Below are 14,312 nucleotides of genomic sequence, written 5' to 3'. Positions count from 1 at the left end.
TTCCATGTCATTGAGCCAACTGTCTTTCGACCTCGCCAGCCTGCAAGCCGCCTGGCGCAGCGGCACCACCGCGCGCGAGGTGATCGCCGAGGCGCTGGCGCGCTGCCGCGCCGACACGCACCACGCCTTCATCCATGTGCTGACCGACGCCGAGGTGGCGCCCCTGGTGGCCCGGCTCGACGGCGTGGACCCGGCGAGCCTGCCACTCTTCGGGGTGCCCTTCGTGATCAAGGACAACATCGACCTCGCCGGCATTCCGACCACCGCCGGTTGCCCCGAGTTTGCGTACACACCCACCGAGAGCGCCTTCCTCATCCAGCGGCTCCTGGCGGCCGGTGCGGTGCCGGTGGCCAAGGCCAACCTCGACCAGTTCGCCACCGGCCTCAACGGCACCCGTTCCCCCTATGGCGCCTGCCGGAACGCGTTCGATCCCGACTTCATCTCGGGCGGCTCCAGCTCGGGCTCGGCCGTGTCGGTGGCCAAGGGGTATGCCACGTTTTCGCTGGGCACCGACACCGCCGGCTCGGGCCGTGTGCCGGCTTCGTTCAACAACCTGGTGGGCCTCAAGCCCACGCTGGGCCTGCTCTCGGGCACGGGCGTGGTACCGGCCTGCCGGTCGGTGGACACGGTGAGCATCTTTGCGCTCACCGCCGCCGACGCGCAGGCCGTGCTGGGCGCGGCCGCCGCGTTCGACGCAGGCGACGCCTACAGCCGTCCGGCCCAGCCCTTCGGCGTGGACTTCTCGGGCGGACCGTTCCGCTTTGGGGTGCCGCGCGCGCAAGACCTGGAGTTCTTCGGCAACGACGCGGCGGCGGCGCTGTTCAGCACGTCGGTGGAACGGCTCAAGTCTTTGGGCGGAACGCCGGTTGAAGTCGATCTCACACCCTTCCTGGAAGCCGCGCGCCTGCTCTACGACGGCCCGTGGGTGGCCGAGCGTTATGTGGCCATCCACGACTTCATCAACGCGCAACCCGAGGCCGTGTTTGCCCCGGTGCGCACCATCATCGAAGGCGGCCGCCTCGTGACCGGTGCGCAGGCGTTTGCCGCGAGCTACCGGCTGAAAGCGCTCAAGCGCGTGTGCGATGCGGTGTGGACCGACATCGACTGCCTGCTCACGCCCACCGCCGGCACCATCTACCGCATCGACGCCATGCAGGCCGATCCGATCCAGCTCAATTCCAACCTGGGCCGCTACACCAACTTCATGAACCTGCTGGACTACAGCGCGGTGGCCGTGCCTTCGGGCTTTCTGGCTGGCGGCGAGGCGCAGGGCCTGCCCTGGGGGGTGACGCTGGCCGCACCGGCCTTCAAGGACCTTGCGCTGCTGCGTTTGGCCGACCGGTTTCACCGCGCCGAGGCCTTCACACTCGGCGCCACGCCCACGCCGCTTGGCGGCACACCCGTCTGCACCGGCCTGCCCTCGGGCGAGGTGGGTGCGGCGGGCAGCGGCACGGTGCGCGTGGCTGTGTGCGGCGCGCACCTCTCGGGCCTGCCCCTGAACCACCAACTCACCTCGCGCGGCGCACGCCTCATCGGCAGCCCGCACTCGGCACCCGAATACCAACTGCACGCCCTGGCCGGTGGCCCGGTGCAGCGGCCCGGCATGGTGCGCGTGGCCCAGGGCGGATCGGCCATTGCGCTGGAGGTGTGGGAAATGCCCGCCGCGCACTTCGGCAGTTTCGTGGCCGGCATCACCGCGCCGCTGGGCATCGGCAAGGTGAAACTGGCCGATGGCAGCGAGGTGCCGGGGTTCATCTGCGAAGGCATCGGCATCGCGGGCGCCACCGACATCACGCACTTCGGCGGCTGGCGCGCCTGGCTGGCGGCGGGCGCACCGCGCTGAACGGCCAAGCGCCAGCGTCAGCGCGCAGGTCGGCGCACCAGGTGGTTCACCACCCAACCTTCGCACGCATCCTGGATGCAGGCCAGGGTGCGGTCGTAGCCGGTGGCCGCCGGGTCGGGAATGGTGGTGATCTTTTCCCGCCGCGCGTAGTGCGCCAGGTGGCGGATCTTGTGGCGCTGGTGGTCGGCGGCGATGGCCTCGGCCAGTGCGTGGCTGTCCCAATCCATCGCCAGCACGAGGTCGTGGCTGTCAAAGTCCCCGGCCGTGAGTTCGCGGGAGCGCAGGTGACCGATGTGGATCCCCGCGCGCGCCGCTTCGAAAATCGCCTCGCGCTCGGGCGGCTCACCGCCCGGCCAGACGTGGGTGCCGGCCGCATCCACCTGCACATGACCCAAGCCGGCGGAGTTGAGCTCGGCGCGCAGGAAGCCCTGCGCCAGCGGGCTGCGCACGCGGTTGCCGATGCACACCAGAAGGATGCGGCGCGGGGTGGTTTCAGATTTGGTTGTCATCAGAAATCCAATGTGGCTTGCGCGGGGATTTCGAGCTTGCGCGGTTTCGAGAGGTTCTCCGCTTTGCGGTTGCGCGAGCCGTGGCGCTTGACGATGCTGGCCTGCACCGCAGCCACGGCCGGGTCGGTGCGCAGCGCGTAGACGCGCTCTTTGGCTGCACGCGTGGCCAATTCCAGATCCACCAACGGCACCGCAATGTCCACGCCCACCGTCACGCCGCAGCGCGCCTGCAGCTCGGGCGGCATGAGCCAGGGCTGGAACAGCCAGGTGTCGGGCACGCGCTGCATCGCCGGTAGCCAGCGGCGCACAAAGTGGCCGTGCGGGTCGTGGTCCTGCGCCTGTTTGATCGGGTTGTAGACGCGGGTGGTGTTGATGCCGGTGGTGCCGCTCTGCATCTGCAGCTGGCTCCAGTGGATGCCGGGTTCGTAGTCGATGAACTGGCGCGCCAGCCACTCGCCCACCGGGCGCCAGTGCAGCCACAGCGGGTACGCCGCCACCGACACCAGCATGGCGCGCATGCGGAAGTTGATCCAGCCGGTCTCGCGCAGCATGGCCACGCAGGCGTCCACCAGCGGCCAGCCGGTGCGTCCATCCCTGAGCGCCTGCAAATGCGCCGGGTTGTGGTCGTGCTCGCGCAGGCCCTGGTAGCCGGGGTGCATGTTGTGGTGTTCGATGGCGGGCTCGGTCTCCAGCTTCTGGATGAAGTGGCAGTGCCAGTGCAGCCGGCTCATGAAGCCTTCCAGCCCCTGGCGCTGGCGGCCCGGCAGGCACGGGTCGTCCAGGCGGCTGCGGGTGGCCTGCACCACCTCGCGCAGGCTGAGGTTTCCCCAGGTCAGGTACGGTGAGAGGCGCGAACAGGCGCTGGGCGCCGAGAGCGGCGACGAGATACCGCCGCGGTAGCTGGCGCTGCGCTCGTGCAGGAAGCTCTGCAACACCTCCAGGCCTCGCGCGCGACCACCGCGTTGTCGCCCGGGTGGTTCGTGTGGGTCGAGGCCCAGTTCGTCTGCACTTGGCCAAGGGTCGGTGAAGCGCGGCAGCTCGGCCGCTTGCAGCGCCGGCGCGGGCGCTGGCTCGGCGTGCGTGAGCTGCTCCCACTGCCGCACCCAGTGCTTGCGTTCACGCAGGCCACGCACCACGCCGAACTGACGGAACTCGCGCCACGGCACGGCGCGTTCGGCGCACCACCCCTTGACGCGGCGGTCGCGCTCGTAACTGGCCGCATTGCCGGTTTCTTCGTGCGACAGCAGTTCAAGAAAAGGGGCTGCGTTGTGCAGGCGTTCCAGCACGTCCACCGCATCGCCCACCGCGAGCTGCAGCCGGCCGCCGAGGCGTTTGAGTTCGGCTTGCAGGTCTTTCAGGCTCTCCTGCACGAAGCCCAGGTGCTGTCGCGCGGCATCGGGCTGGTGCCACAGCGCGGGCTCCAGCACGTACAGGCACAGCACCGGCCCCAGGCGCGCGGCCTCGACCAGCGGCGCGTGATCCCACACCCGCAGGTCGCGCTTGAACCAGACCACCCGATACGTCATCGGGAGATTCTGATTCGTGTGGCACGGAGGTGCGTGGCTGGGGGCTTTGCCGATCGGTTTGTGGCCAGGCGAAAAAAAACCAGACCCGAAAGTCTGGTTTTCTTGATCAGGCGGTGGAGGCCTGAGCAGGATCAACGCGGGCTGCGACGGGCCATGGGGCGCGACGGTGCGCCTTCAGGGCGGCGCGGTGCGAATTCACCGCGCATGGCGCCGCGCTCGGCGTTGCCACGGTCGCTGAAGCCGCCGCGCTCTGCGCCACGATCGCCACCACGGTCACCCATGGGCTTGTCGCTGCGGCCGAAGCTGTTGAAGCCACCGGGCTTGGGGCCGAAGCCGGGGCGCGCCGGGGCGCGGTCGGCAAAGTTGCGGCCAGCAGCGGGGCGCGTGTCGGGGCGGTAGCCACCGGCATCACCACGGTTCTCGCCGCGGTTGTCACCACGGTCACCGAAACGGTTTTCACCGCGGTTGTCGAAGCGACCTTCCGGGCGCTGTGGCTCGGCACGGCCTTCGAAACGCGGGTCAAAGCGCGTGCCGGGGCGGCTGTGGTCCACGCGGGGTGCCTCGTTGCGGGCTTCGAAACGTGGCGCTGGGCCACGGCGGTCGTTGTTGCCGGCAAAGCGGTCGTTGCCACCGAAGCGGTCGTTCGAGCGGCCAGCCGGGCGGCCGCCGCGGCCGAAGGCCTCGTTTTGCGGCGCGCGCTGGCGTGGCTCGAGGCCGGTCACGGTTTCCACGTTGATGCGCTGGCGCGTGTAAGCCTCGATGTCGAAGATCTTGCGGCGGTCGCGCAGCTCGGCGAACGTGATGGCCAGGCCATCGCGGCCGGCACGGCCGGTGCGGCCGATGCGGTGCGTGTAGTCCTCGGCCTTCATCGGCAGGCCGAAGTTGAAGACGTGGGTGATGGTGGGCACGTCGATGCCGCGGGCGGCCACGTCGGTGGCGACCAGGATCTGCACCTGGCCGGCGCGCAGCGCCATCAGGCGGCGGTTGCGGATGCCCTGGCTCAGGGCACCGTGCAACGCGACGGCCGAGAAGCCTTCTTGCTGCAGGTCGTTGGCCAGGCCGTCGCACTCGATCTGGGTGCTGGCGAACACGATGGCCTGGTTGATGCCGGCGTCGCGCAGCCAATGGTCGAGCAGCTTGCGCTTGTGGTCGGCGTTGTCGGCCCAGAACAGCACCTGCTTGATGTTGGCGTGCTGCTCTTGCGGGTTGTCGATCTGCACCTTTTGAACGTGCTTGCCGTTCTCGTGCATCACGCGCATGGCGAGCTGCTGGATGCGCGGCGCAAACGTGGCGCTGAACATCATGGTCTGGCGGCGCTGGCTGGTGAGGTCGTTGACTTCGGCCAGGTCGTCGGAGAAGCCCAGGTCGAGCATGCGGTCGGCTTCGTCAACCACCAGGAACTGCACCTGGTCGAGCTTGAGCTGCTGCGAGCGCTGCAAATCCAGCAGACGGCCAGGGGTGGCCACCACGAGGTCGGCGTTCTGCAGCTTGGCGATCTGCAACTGGTAAGGCATGCCGCCCACCACGTTGGCCACGCGCAGGCCACGGCAATGGCGCACCAGGTCGATGGCGTCGTTGGCCACCTGCTGGGCGAGTTCGCGCGTGGGGCACAGGATCAGGGCGCCGGGGGTGGCGGCCTTGAAGTTGCGCGAGCTGGTCGGGTCCTTGCGCTTGGGCGCCTTGGGCGGCGCTTCGCCGCGGGCCAGGGCTTCGGCGGTCAGGCGTTCGCGCTCGGCGCGTTCCTTGGCGTCGGCATCGGCGCGCTGCTGCAGCAGGGTGTGCAACACGGGCAGCAGGAAGGCGGCGGTCTTGCCGCTGCCGGTCTGGCTGGAGACCATCAGGTCGGCAAAACGCGCTTCGCCCTGGGCCAGCATGGCCTTGGGGATGACGTTGTTCTGCACCTGGGTGGGCTGCACGTAGCCGAGATCGGCACAGGCTTGCACCAGCTCGGGTGCGAGACCCAGCAGCTGGAAGCCGTTGGGGCCTGCGGGCACTTCAGGTGCTGCGGCCTCGACGGTGTCGGTGGTGGAAATGATCTCTGCGTCGGTGTCGGCGGAGAGTGTTTCAGGCGTGAATTCGCCCATCGTTTCAAAAGAGTCGCTCATGTTCGTCCATGCGCCAAAAAATGCGCAATTGATCGAATGAAGACGCTGGGAAGATCAGCCGACCCGCAGTGGGGTGGCCGCTCCATGGCGCTAGATCCGTTCGTGGTTACAAAACATCAACCATCAAACGGTCTACGCGCCTTCGGTCAGCCTGGAAAAATTCCGGTGACGCTGGGAGCGAATGGTCCCCATCCGTTGGGCCAGGCTCTGAGGAGCTTGGCGGGTGTTGCGGTCTTTTCAGGGACTGCGCCACCGTTGCAATCGGGGGGCCTGTGTGTGAGGCAGATGCACAAATCATCGCAGTTGCCTGCGAAGCCGCTGATTATAGCCCGATTTTCAGGGAAAACCCTGAACTCTTTTTCGCCATCAGCTGAGAACACCCCTGACGATGTAGAAAAGCACCGCAGCGAGCACCGCCGTGGCGGGCACGGTGACGATCCACGCCGCCACGATGCGCATGACGGCCGAGCGCTTGACGATCTCTTTCTTGATCGCCTTCTTCATGGCCCGCTGCTCCCTCTTGGCCAGCAGGGCGCCCTCAGCGGTTTCGGTCGCCTGGCGTTGCCTGGTGCGCTGCTTCATCTCGGCGAGCATGCGTTTTTTCTCCTGCACCTCGGCCGCTTCGAAGCGGTGCAGGTAGGCCTCGACCTCGGCGCGGTCGGCACCCTGATGGCCGGCGAACACCACCGCTTCCATCTTGGCGTAGTTCACCTTGAGCAGTTCGCGCAGGAACCCCACGCCGAACACCGCGCCAATGGAAATATGCGTGGTGGACACCGGCATGCCGAGCTGCGAGGCAACGATCACGGTGAGCGTGGCCGACATGGCGATGGAGTAGGCACGCATGTTGTCGAGCTCGGTGATCTCCTTGCCCACGGTGCGGATCAGGCGCGCGCCGTAGAGTGCCAGACCGACCGACAAGCCCAGGGCACCGAGCACCATGACCCACAGCGGCGTGCCCGCCTTGGTGGCAATGGCGCCCTCTTTCACCGCTTCGTAGATGGCGGCCAGCGGCCCGATGGCGTTGGCCACGTCGTTGGCACCATGCGCAAAACTCAGCAGGGCGGCCGAGCAGATCAGCGGCCAGGTGAACAGGCGGTTGACGCCGTCCTTGCTGTTGTCCTGGCGGTTGGCCATGCGCGCGATCGGCTTGCGGATCAGCCACCAAACGACCACGGACACCACGAAACCGATGACCAGGGCGGTCAGGAAACCGATCTTGACCAGCTGGCTCACCCCTTTGAGCAACATGTAGGTGGTGTAGGCCCAGACCATGAGCGAGATGAGCACCGGTACCACACGGCTGGCGGCCTCGGTCTTGTCGCTGCGGTAGGTCACGCTGCGCTTGATGAGGTAGAGAAAACCTGCCGCCATGGCGCCACCCATCAACGGCGAGATCACCCAGCTGATGACGATGGCGCCGATGGTGTCCCAGTTCACCAGGCCCCACCCGCCCGCCGCAATGCCGGCGCCCATGACGGCGCCGATGATGGAGTGGGTGGTGGACACCGGCGCGCCCACCGCCGTGGCCAGGTTCAACCAGAGTGCACCGGCCAGCAGGGCCGAGAACATGACCCAGGCAAACAACGCGGGGTCGTTGATGGCGGCGGGATCGATGATGCCGCCCTTGATGGTGCCGACCACGTCGCCACCGGCGACGATCGCGCCCAGCGCCTCGAACACGGCGGCCACCAGGATGGCCCAGCCCATGGTCATGGCGCCCGAGCCCACGGCCGGTCCCATGTTGTTCGCCACGTCGTTGGCACCGATGTTCATGGCCATGTAGGCGCCCACACTGGCCGCCACGATCAGCAGCCACACCGCCGAGGAGGTCAGGCCCACGGTGGAGGCGCCGGTGAGCGAGGCATACACGCCCACCAGGATCAGGAACAGCACCGCAGCGCCCAGTTGCAGGGCCTCCTGGTGCTTGGAGATGAAGCGGCTACGGGCTTTTTTGGGCATGTGAATCTCGCGTGAATGTCACGATTCTGTCATGTTGATCAGGGGCGACCTCGCGCGGAAAGACCAGCGCGAAGGGCCGCTGCGCTCAGCGCAGGAAGTGCGTGCGGTAGTGTTCCAGCTCGTCGATGGACTCGTGCACATCGGCCAGCGCGGTGTGCTTCTGGTGCTTCTTGAAGGCGTCGTACACCTCGGGCCGCCAGCGTTTGGCCAGCTCCTTGAGCGTGCTGACGTCCAGGCAGCGGTAGTGAAAGTACGCCTCCAGCTTGGGCATGTACTTCACGAGGAAGCGGCGGTCCTGGCTGATGGTGTTGCCACACATGGGCGACCCGCTGCGCGGCACGTACTTGCCGATGAAGGCCAGCAGCTCGGCCTGTGCCTGCTCTTCGGTCACGGTGCTGGCCTTGACCTTGTCGATCAGGCCGCTCTTGCCGTGTGTGCCCTTGTTCCAGTTGTCCATGGCGCCCAGCACCGCGTCGCTCTGGTGGATCACCAGCACCGGGCCTTCGATGCGCGGCGTGAGGTTCGGGCCGGTGATGATCACCGCGATCTCCAGCAGGCGTTCCTTCTCGGGATCCAGTCCGCTCATCTCGCAGTCGATCCAGACCAGGTTCTGGTCGCTTTTGGCGAGGGTGGGGGTGTCGATGGCGGCGGGCGCCGGGGCCATGTTGGCCGGGTTGGGGGCTGAAGTCATCCCGCGATTTTCACCGATCGGCCGAATGCCCCGGACGGGCAAGGGCTGGGCATGGCCCTCGGAGCGTCTGGCGCAGGCGCTCTTCGATAGACTCGCACCCCATGGACACCGCTTCGCTCACCTTCACCGCCCTCTTCTGCGCCCTGCTGGTGCTCGGTCTGATCACCCGCACCGTGCTCGCGAGTCGACAGATCCGGCACGTGGCGCGCCACCGAGGCACCGTGCCGCCCGCGTTCAGCGACACGATTTCAACGACGGCCCACCAAAAGGCCGCCGACTACACCATCACCAAAACACGTTTCGGTCTGCTGGAGATCGCCATCGACGCGGCCCTGCTGCTTTGCTGGACGCTCCTGGGTGGCCTGGACTGGCTCAACCAGGCACTGCTCGCGTTCCTGGGCGGCGGCATGGTGCAGCAACTGGCGCTGCTGGGCTCGTTTGCGGTGATCGGCGGCCTGATCACGTTGCCGCTGGGCTGGTACGCCACCTTCCGCATCGAAGAGCGCTTCGGGTTCAACAAAATGACCACGTCGCTGTGGCTGGGTGATCTGATCAAAGGTGCGCTGGTGGGGGCGCTGGTGGGTCTGCCCATCGCCGCGCTGGTGCTGTGGCTCATGGGCGCGGCCGGCCCAGGGTGGTGGCTGTGGGCCTGGGGCGTGTGGATGGCCTTCAACCTGCTCGCGCTCGTGTTCTACCCCACGGTGATCGCGCCGATGTTCAACAAGTTCGAGCCGCTGGCCGACGAATCCCTCAAGGCCCGTGTGAACGCCCTGATGCAGCGCTGCGGCTTCGCGGCCAAGGGCCTGTTCGTGATGGACGGCAGCAAGCGCAGCGCCCACGCCAACGCCTATTTCACAGGCTTCGGTGCAGCCAAGCGCGTGGTGTTCTTCGACACCCTGCTCAAGCAATTGAGCCCCGAAGAGATCGACGCGGTGCTGGCGCACGAACTCGGTCACTACAAACGCCGCCACATCATCAAGCGGATCGTGCTGATGTTCTCGCTCAGCCTGGCGGGTTTTGCGCTGCTGGGCTGGCTGTCCAGTCAAGCCTGGTTCTTCACAGGGTTGGGCGTCATGCCCTCGCTGGACACGCCCAACAACGCGCTGGCCCTCATCCTGTTCATGATGGTCGTGCCGCTGTTGACCTTCTTCCTGTCGCCGCTGATGGCACAGCTCTCGCGCAAACACGAGTTCGAGGCCGACGCCTACGCCGTGGAACACACCAACGGGCCCGATCTGGCCAGCGCCCTGCTCAAACTCTACAAAGACAACGCCAGCACACTCACACCCGATCCGGTGTACGCCCGCTTCTATTACTCCCACCCACCTGCCAGTGAGCGCCTGTCGCGCCTGCAGGCCGCTGTCTGAACACATTCATGAACCCCATCCACCAGAACCGCCGGGCCCTGTCGGCCACCGAAATCGTGAGCCAGCTCACCCAGCTCAACGGCGAGTCCGTGCCGGGCTGGAAGCTGATCGACGGTGCGCTGGAGAAGGCCTTCACCTTCGCCAATTTCCACGAAACCATGGCCTTCGTGAACGCCGTGGCCTGGATCGCCCACCGCGAAGACCACCACCCCGACCTGGCCCTGGGCTACAGCCGCTGCACGGTGCGCTTCAACACGCACGACGTGGGCGGCATCTCGTTGAGCGACTTCCACTGCGCGGGTGCGGTGGACGCACTGCAGAAGGCCTGATGGCCGAACTGCAAACCGGGCTGGTCGTGGCGGCCCACGGTCGCCACTGCATGGTGGAAAGCACCGACGGCGAACGCCGCATCTGCCACCCGCGGGGCAAGAAGAACCCGGTGGTGGTGGGTGATCAGGTGCAATGGCAGATCACCGGCGACGAAGGCAGCATCGAACGCGTGAACGAGCGGCGCAACCTGTTCTACCGCCAGGACGAGATGCGCACCAAGTCGTTTGCGGCCAACCTCGACCAGGTGCTGGTGCTGGTGGCCGCCGACCCCGAATTCTCCGAGAGCCAGTTGACGCGAGCACTGATCGCTGCGCAGGCCGAGCGCATCGAGGTGCTGATCGTGCTCAACAAGAGCGACCTGCAGCCCGCGTTTGACCGGGCCTGGGCGCGGCTCGACCCCTACCGCCGCATGGGTTGCAAGGTGATGCCGCTGCGACTCAAGGCCGAAGGCCAGGATGCCGGTGGTGACGATGGCCTGGACGCGCTGCAACAGCGCCTGGCGGGCCAGCGCACGTTGGTGCTCGGGCCCTCGGGCGTGGGCAAGAGCACCCTGGTGAACCGGCTCGTGCCCACGGCCAAGGCGCTCACCGGCGAGATTTCTCGCGCGCTGAATTCTGGCAAACACACCACCACCAGCACCTCCTGGTACTGGGTGGACGAAGCCCGCACCACCGCGCTGATCGACTCACCCGGGTTCCAGGAGTTCGGCCTGAACCACATCGAACCCATGCAGCTCGCGCACCTGATGCCCGACCTGAACGCCACGCTGGGCAGCTGCCGCTTCTACAACTGCACCCACCTGCACGAGCCGGGCTGTGCGGTGGTGGCGCATGTGCAGACGGGGGACGCGGAGGTGACCGGGGGCGATCCGCTGGCGATCAGCGAGAACCGCTACCGCCTCTACCGCGAGCTGTTCGCCGAGCTCTCCGACAAACGCAAGTACTGAGGCAAGTACTGAGCTCGCTCAGAAACGCGCAAGCGTGACCAGCGCGAGCAGCAGCATCCACAGGACCACCGCGCGCCACACCAGCCCCACCACGCTGCCGAGGTGCGCCAGTTGCGGCTCGGGCCGGCTGCCGGGGTCGCCTTCTTCGGGCACCACCAGGGGATCGGGCTGCGGCGTGAGGCGCACGTTGAGCGCCCCCGAGGTGGCGGCCAGCACCACCCCGTTGCTCCCGGGTGCGAAGCGTTCGGCGTCGCCGCGCCAGCTGGCCACGGCCTCTTCGAAGTTGCCCACCACCGCGAAGCCCAGTGCCGTGACGCGAGCGGGCACGTGGTCGACGAAGGCCCAGGCCCTGGCGGCGGTCCGTTGCAATGCCACGCTCGGCGTGCCGTCTGGGCGCGCACGCCAGTTGCGCGACAGGTACTCGGCCGAGCGGTAGAACACCGCACCCGCTGGCCCCAGGCCCAAGGCCCAGAACACCACAAAACACACCAACACACCGAACACATGGCGGTGCGCCGAGAGCACCGAGTGCTCGATCACCTGGCGCAGCAGCTCGCTGCGCGGCAGGGTGGAGGCGTCCACCCGAAGCCAGGCGGCGAGCTTCTCACGCGCCAGCGCGTCGTTGCCCTCTTCGAGCGCGTTGCGGATCTCGCTGAAGTGGTGGCTGAACTGGCGAAAGCCCAAGGTCACGTAGAGCACCGCCACCATCCACGCGAAGGCCAGTACCGAGCTGAACCACCACAGACCCCAGTGCACGAGCGCCACGGTGAGCGCAGGCACACCCACAGCCAGCGACCAGGCCACCCACCCGTGCGACGACTCGCCCGCGTCGAGGTTGCGGCGAACCGTGCGCGACCAACCGCGCAGCGCGGCGTGCACCACGTTGTCGTAGGCCAGTGGACGGGCCTGTTCCAGAAGCAAGGCGATGAGGATGGCGAAAAAACCCATGGGTCGATCATAGTGGCCTGCACAGCGCAGGCAGCGGGGCCACTCAGGCGCTGAGCAGCCGGTAAAAGTTGCGCAGCATGCCCGCGGTGGCGCCCCAGATGAAGCGCTCCTGGTCACCGTCCTGATAGGGCATGGAATACCACTCGCGCACCACACCCTCGAAGTCGAACGCGTGCCGGCGGTGGTGCCGCGGATTCATGAGGAAGGACAACGGCACCTCAAATACATCGTCCACCTCGTCAGGATTGGGCACGAGCTCGAACCCCGGCTGCACCAGCCCGACCACCGGCGTGACGATGAACGAGGTGCCCGTGACATACACAGGCAACGTGCCCAGCACCTCGATGCGCTCGGGTGGAATGCCGATCTCTTCAAAGGTTTCTCGCAATGCCGCGGCGGTGGGGTCGGCATCGGTGGGGTCGATCTTGCCGCCGGGCAAGGCGATCTGGCCCGAATGGGTGGAAAGGTGGGCGGTGCGTTGCGTGAGCAGCAAGGTGAGCTCGTCGCGCATCACCAGCGGCAGCATCACAGCCGCATGGGCTGGCACCCGGTCGGCGAACTTGATCTCGCGCACCAGCTCGGGTGTCCATGTTGGCGGGTTGGCGAACAACTGGCGCAAACCTTGGGCCGTGAGGCGTTCGGGGTGCGCAGGGTGCGTGATCTCCTCTGCGTTGACGATGGGCACCAGGCGGGGATCGAAAACAGGCAACAGTTGGGTCATGGGTCGCAGAGCATAGGCCAGACGCAAAAAAGCCGCTCCAGGGAGCGGCTTTTTGATGGCGAGGCACACGAAGGCTTATGCAGCCTTGGCGCCCAGCTTTTCCTTGATACGTGCCGACTTGCCGCTGCGGTCGCGCAGGTAGTACAGCTTGGCACGGCGCACATCACCGCGGCGCTTGACTTCGATTTTGGCGATCAGCGGGCTGTACAGCGGGAAGGTGCGCTCGACGCCTTCACCGTTGGAGATCTTGCGAACGATGAAGCTGGAGTTCAAGCCACGGTTGCGGCGGGCGACCACCACACCTTCGTAGGCCTGCAAACGTTTGCGGGTGCCTTCGATCACGTTCACGCTGACGATCACCGTGTCGCCGGGGGCGAACGGCGGAATGACTTTGCCGAGGCGAGCAATTTCTTCTTGCTCAAGGGTCTGGATGAGGTTCATGGTTTCCTGTTCGTCGATCATTCCCGCGCTGCACTAAAGGCCACGAATCCGGCAGGGGCCCTGTCCAACCTGTTGCAGAAGATCTGCTGGGGTTGCGGGCTGACCCGGTCGCGGCGGCCGGTAGAGGATCGAAAAGCCTTGGATTATAGCAAGCCCTGCGCTCGCAGGAAACTTTGGTCGGCGGCGTCGAGCAAACCCTGCTCCCGGGCACGGGTCAACAGGTCGGGCCTTTGGCGGGCCGTGACCAGCAAACTCTGCTCGCGCCGGTGGCGGGCAATGCGTTCGTGGTGACCGCCCAGCAGCACCTCGGGCACCGGCATCGGTCCTTGGGGACCGTGCCAGATTTCGGGGCGCGTGTGGTGTGGGCTGTCGAGGAGGCCGTCCAGCGCAGGGTTGAAACTGTCCTGCTGGTGGCTGCCTTCGTCGCTCAGCACGCCGGGCTGCAGGCGTGCCACCGCATCGAGCAGCGCCATGGCGGCAATCTCGCCGCCCGAGAGCACGAAATCACCCAGGCTGATCTGCTGGTCGACACAGGCGTCGATGAAACGCTGGTCGATGCCCTCGTAGCGGCCGCACAGCAGCACGGCGCCCTGGCTGGCAGACCAGCGCTCGACACCGGTGTGGTTGAGGGCTTCGCCAATGGGCGAAAACAAAACGACTGGCGCACGGGCGTCTTCGGACTCACCGCGTTCCGCGCGCACCGCCTGCAAGCACTGCCACAGCGGCTCGGCCATCATGACCATGCCTGGGCCACCCCCGAACGGACGGTCGTCCACACGGCGGTAATTGCCTTCGGCAAAGTCGCGCGGATTCCAGAGGTGAACGTCGACCAGCCCGGCTTCAAACGCGCGTCGGTTGATGCCGTGTTGCAGAAACGGCGCAAACAGTTCGGGAAACAGCGTGATGACGTCGAAGCGCATCAG

At 66.8% G+C, this 14,312-nt stretch carries 13 protein-coding genes; 4 read left to right on the top strand and 9 right to left on the bottom strand.

What is annotated here, in order from left to right:
- Positions 1 to 4 precede the first annotated feature (4 nt).
- Positions 5 to 1,843: an allophanate hydrolase gene (gene atzF, locus Q1W68_RS00810; protein WP_300715429.1), complete on the top strand. Its 1,839-nt coding sequence runs from the start codon at positions 5 to 7 to the stop codon at positions 1,841 to 1,843.
- Between the two features lie 17 nt (positions 1,844 to 1,860).
- On the opposite strand, the gene Q1W68_RS00805 is transcribed toward atzF, so the two are convergent.
- The 5 genes from Q1W68_RS00805 to orn form a co-directional block, all read right to left on the bottom strand.
- Positions 1,861 to 2,352 carry a low molecular weight protein-tyrosine-phosphatase gene (locus Q1W68_RS00805; protein ID WP_300647931.1) on the bottom strand — a complete coding sequence of 164 codons (492 nt, stop codon included), beginning with the start codon at positions 2,350 to 2,352 and terminating at the stop codon, positions 1,861 to 1,863.
- Entirely contained in the window at positions 2,352 to 3,878 is a 1,527-nt protein-coding gene (locus tag Q1W68_RS00800; RefSeq protein ID WP_300659797.1) for an FAD-binding domain-containing protein, read from the bottom strand. The genes Q1W68_RS00805 and Q1W68_RS00800 overlap by 1 nt, the downstream gene beginning before the upstream one ends.
- 131 nt (positions 3,879 to 4,009) lie before the next feature.
- The gene (locus Q1W68_RS00795; RefSeq protein WP_300647925.1) at positions 4,010 to 5,983 is read right to left on the bottom strand and encodes a DEAD/DEAH box helicase; all 1,974 of its coding nucleotides are present in this window, start codon (positions 5,981 to 5,983) and stop codon (positions 4,010 to 4,012) included.
- Between the two features lie 366 nt (positions 5,984 to 6,349).
- Positions 6,350 to 7,945, bottom strand: a complete 1,596-nt coding sequence (locus tag Q1W68_RS00790; RefSeq protein ID WP_300647922.1) for an inorganic phosphate transporter — start codon at positions 7,943 to 7,945, stop codon at positions 6,350 to 6,352.
- Between the two features lie 85 nt (positions 7,946 to 8,030).
- Positions 8,031 to 8,609 (bottom strand): oligoribonuclease, encoded by a 579-nt coding sequence (gene orn / locus Q1W68_RS00785; RefSeq protein WP_300648293.1) that lies wholly within the window; start codon positions 8,607 to 8,609, stop codon positions 8,031 to 8,033.
- Positions 8,610 to 8,737: 128 nt separating this feature from the next.
- Here orn and Q1W68_RS00780 point away from each other — a divergent pair, with 128 nt between their 5' ends.
- Genes Q1W68_RS00780 through rsgA form a run of 3 tightly spaced genes read left to right on the top strand, consistent with a single transcriptional unit; the run spans position 8,738 to position 11,279 of the window.
- Complete coding sequence (locus tag Q1W68_RS00780; protein WP_300647920.1) at positions 8,738 to 10,003, top strand: M48 family metallopeptidase; 1,266 nt, start codon at positions 8,738 to 8,740, stop codon at positions 10,001 to 10,003.
- Between the two features lie 8 nt (positions 10,004 to 10,011).
- Entirely contained in the window at positions 10,012 to 10,332 is a 321-nt protein-coding gene (locus Q1W68_RS00775) for a 4a-hydroxytetrahydrobiopterin dehydratase (protein ID WP_300647918.1), read from the top strand.
- Positions 10,332 to 11,279, top strand: coding sequence for a ribosome small subunit-dependent GTPase A (gene rsgA / locus Q1W68_RS00770; RefSeq protein ID WP_300647916.1), 948 nt, complete (start codon positions 10,332 to 10,334; stop codon positions 11,277 to 11,279). The genes Q1W68_RS00775 and rsgA overlap by 1 nt, the downstream gene beginning before the upstream one ends.
- Positions 11,280 to 11,297: 18 nt before the next feature.
- Here the strand turns inward: rsgA and Q1W68_RS00765 are convergent, their stop codons facing one another.
- The 4 genes from Q1W68_RS00765 to trmD form a co-directional block, all read right to left on the bottom strand.
- Positions 11,298 to 12,227: a CobD/CbiB family protein gene (locus Q1W68_RS00765; protein WP_300647913.1), complete on the bottom strand. Its 930-nt coding sequence runs from the start codon at positions 12,225 to 12,227 to the stop codon at positions 11,298 to 11,300.
- Positions 12,228 to 12,270: 43 nt separating this feature from the next.
- Positions 12,271 to 12,948 (bottom strand): CoA pyrophosphatase, encoded by a 678-nt coding sequence (locus tag Q1W68_RS00760; RefSeq protein ID WP_300647910.1) that lies wholly within the window; start codon positions 12,946 to 12,948, stop codon positions 12,271 to 12,273.
- Between the two features lie 75 nt (positions 12,949 to 13,023).
- Entirely contained in the window at positions 13,024 to 13,389 is a 366-nt protein-coding gene (gene rplS, locus Q1W68_RS00755; RefSeq protein WP_069048777.1) for a 50S ribosomal protein L19, read from the bottom strand.
- A gap of 143 nt (positions 13,390 to 13,532) precedes the next feature.
- A complete protein-coding gene (trmD, locus tag Q1W68_RS00750) occupies positions 13,533 to 14,309 on the bottom strand; it encodes a tRNA (guanosine(37)-N1)-methyltransferase TrmD (protein ID WP_300647906.1) in 777 nt (258 codons plus the stop codon).
- Between the last annotated feature and the right edge of the window lie 3 nt (positions 14,310 to 14,312).

Origin of the sequence: Hydrogenophaga sp., from assembly GCF_030158645.1 — a bacterium.
Classification (GTDB): domain Bacteria; phylum Pseudomonadota; class Gammaproteobacteria; order Burkholderiales; family Burkholderiaceae_C; genus Hydrogenophaga.
This window is presented reverse-complemented; position numbering and strand designations above follow the sequence as displayed.

Coding starts and splice junctions, on each gene's coding strand:
- atzF (WP_300715429.1), top strand. CDS start 5: ATGTCATTGAGCCAACTGTCTTTCGACCTCGCCAGCCTGCAAGCCGCC.
- Q1W68_RS00805 (WP_300647931.1), bottom strand. CDS start 2,352: ATGACAACCAAATCTGAAACCACCCCGCGCCGCATCCTTCTGGTGTGC.
- Q1W68_RS00800 (WP_300659797.1), bottom strand. CDS start 3,878: ATGACGTATCGGGTGGTCTGGTTCAAGCGCGACCTGCGGGTGTGGGAT.
- Q1W68_RS00795 (WP_300647925.1), bottom strand. CDS start 5,983: ATGAGCGACTCTTTTGAAACGATGGGCGAATTCACGCCTGAAACACTC.
- Q1W68_RS00790 (WP_300647922.1), bottom strand. CDS start 7,945: ATGCCCAAAAAAGCCCGTAGCCGCTTCATCTCCAAGCACCAGGAGGCC.
- orn (WP_300648293.1), bottom strand. CDS start 8,609: ATGGCCCCGGCGCCCGCCGCCATCGACACCCCCACCCTCGCCAAAAGC.
- Q1W68_RS00780 (WP_300647920.1), top strand. CDS start 8,738: ATGGACACCGCTTCGCTCACCTTCACCGCCCTCTTCTGCGCCCTGCTG.
- Q1W68_RS00775 (WP_300647918.1), top strand. CDS start 10,012: ATGAACCCCATCCACCAGAACCGCCGGGCCCTGTCGGCCACCGAAATC.
- rsgA (WP_300647916.1), top strand. CDS start 10,332: ATGGCCGAACTGCAAACCGGGCTGGTCGTGGCGGCCCACGGTCGCCAC.
- Q1W68_RS00765 (WP_300647913.1), bottom strand. CDS start 12,227: ATGGGTTTTTTCGCCATCCTCATCGCCTTGCTTCTGGAACAGGCCCGT.
- Q1W68_RS00760 (WP_300647910.1), bottom strand. CDS start 12,948: ATGACCCAACTGTTGCCTGTTTTCGATCCCCGCCTGGTGCCCATCGTC.
- rplS (WP_069048777.1), bottom strand. CDS start 13,389: ATGAACCTCATCCAGACCCTTGAGCAAGAAGAAATTGCTCGCCTCGGC.
- trmD (WP_300647906.1), bottom strand. CDS start 14,309: ATGCGCTTCGACGTCATCACGCTGTTTCCCGAACTGTTTGCGCCGTTT.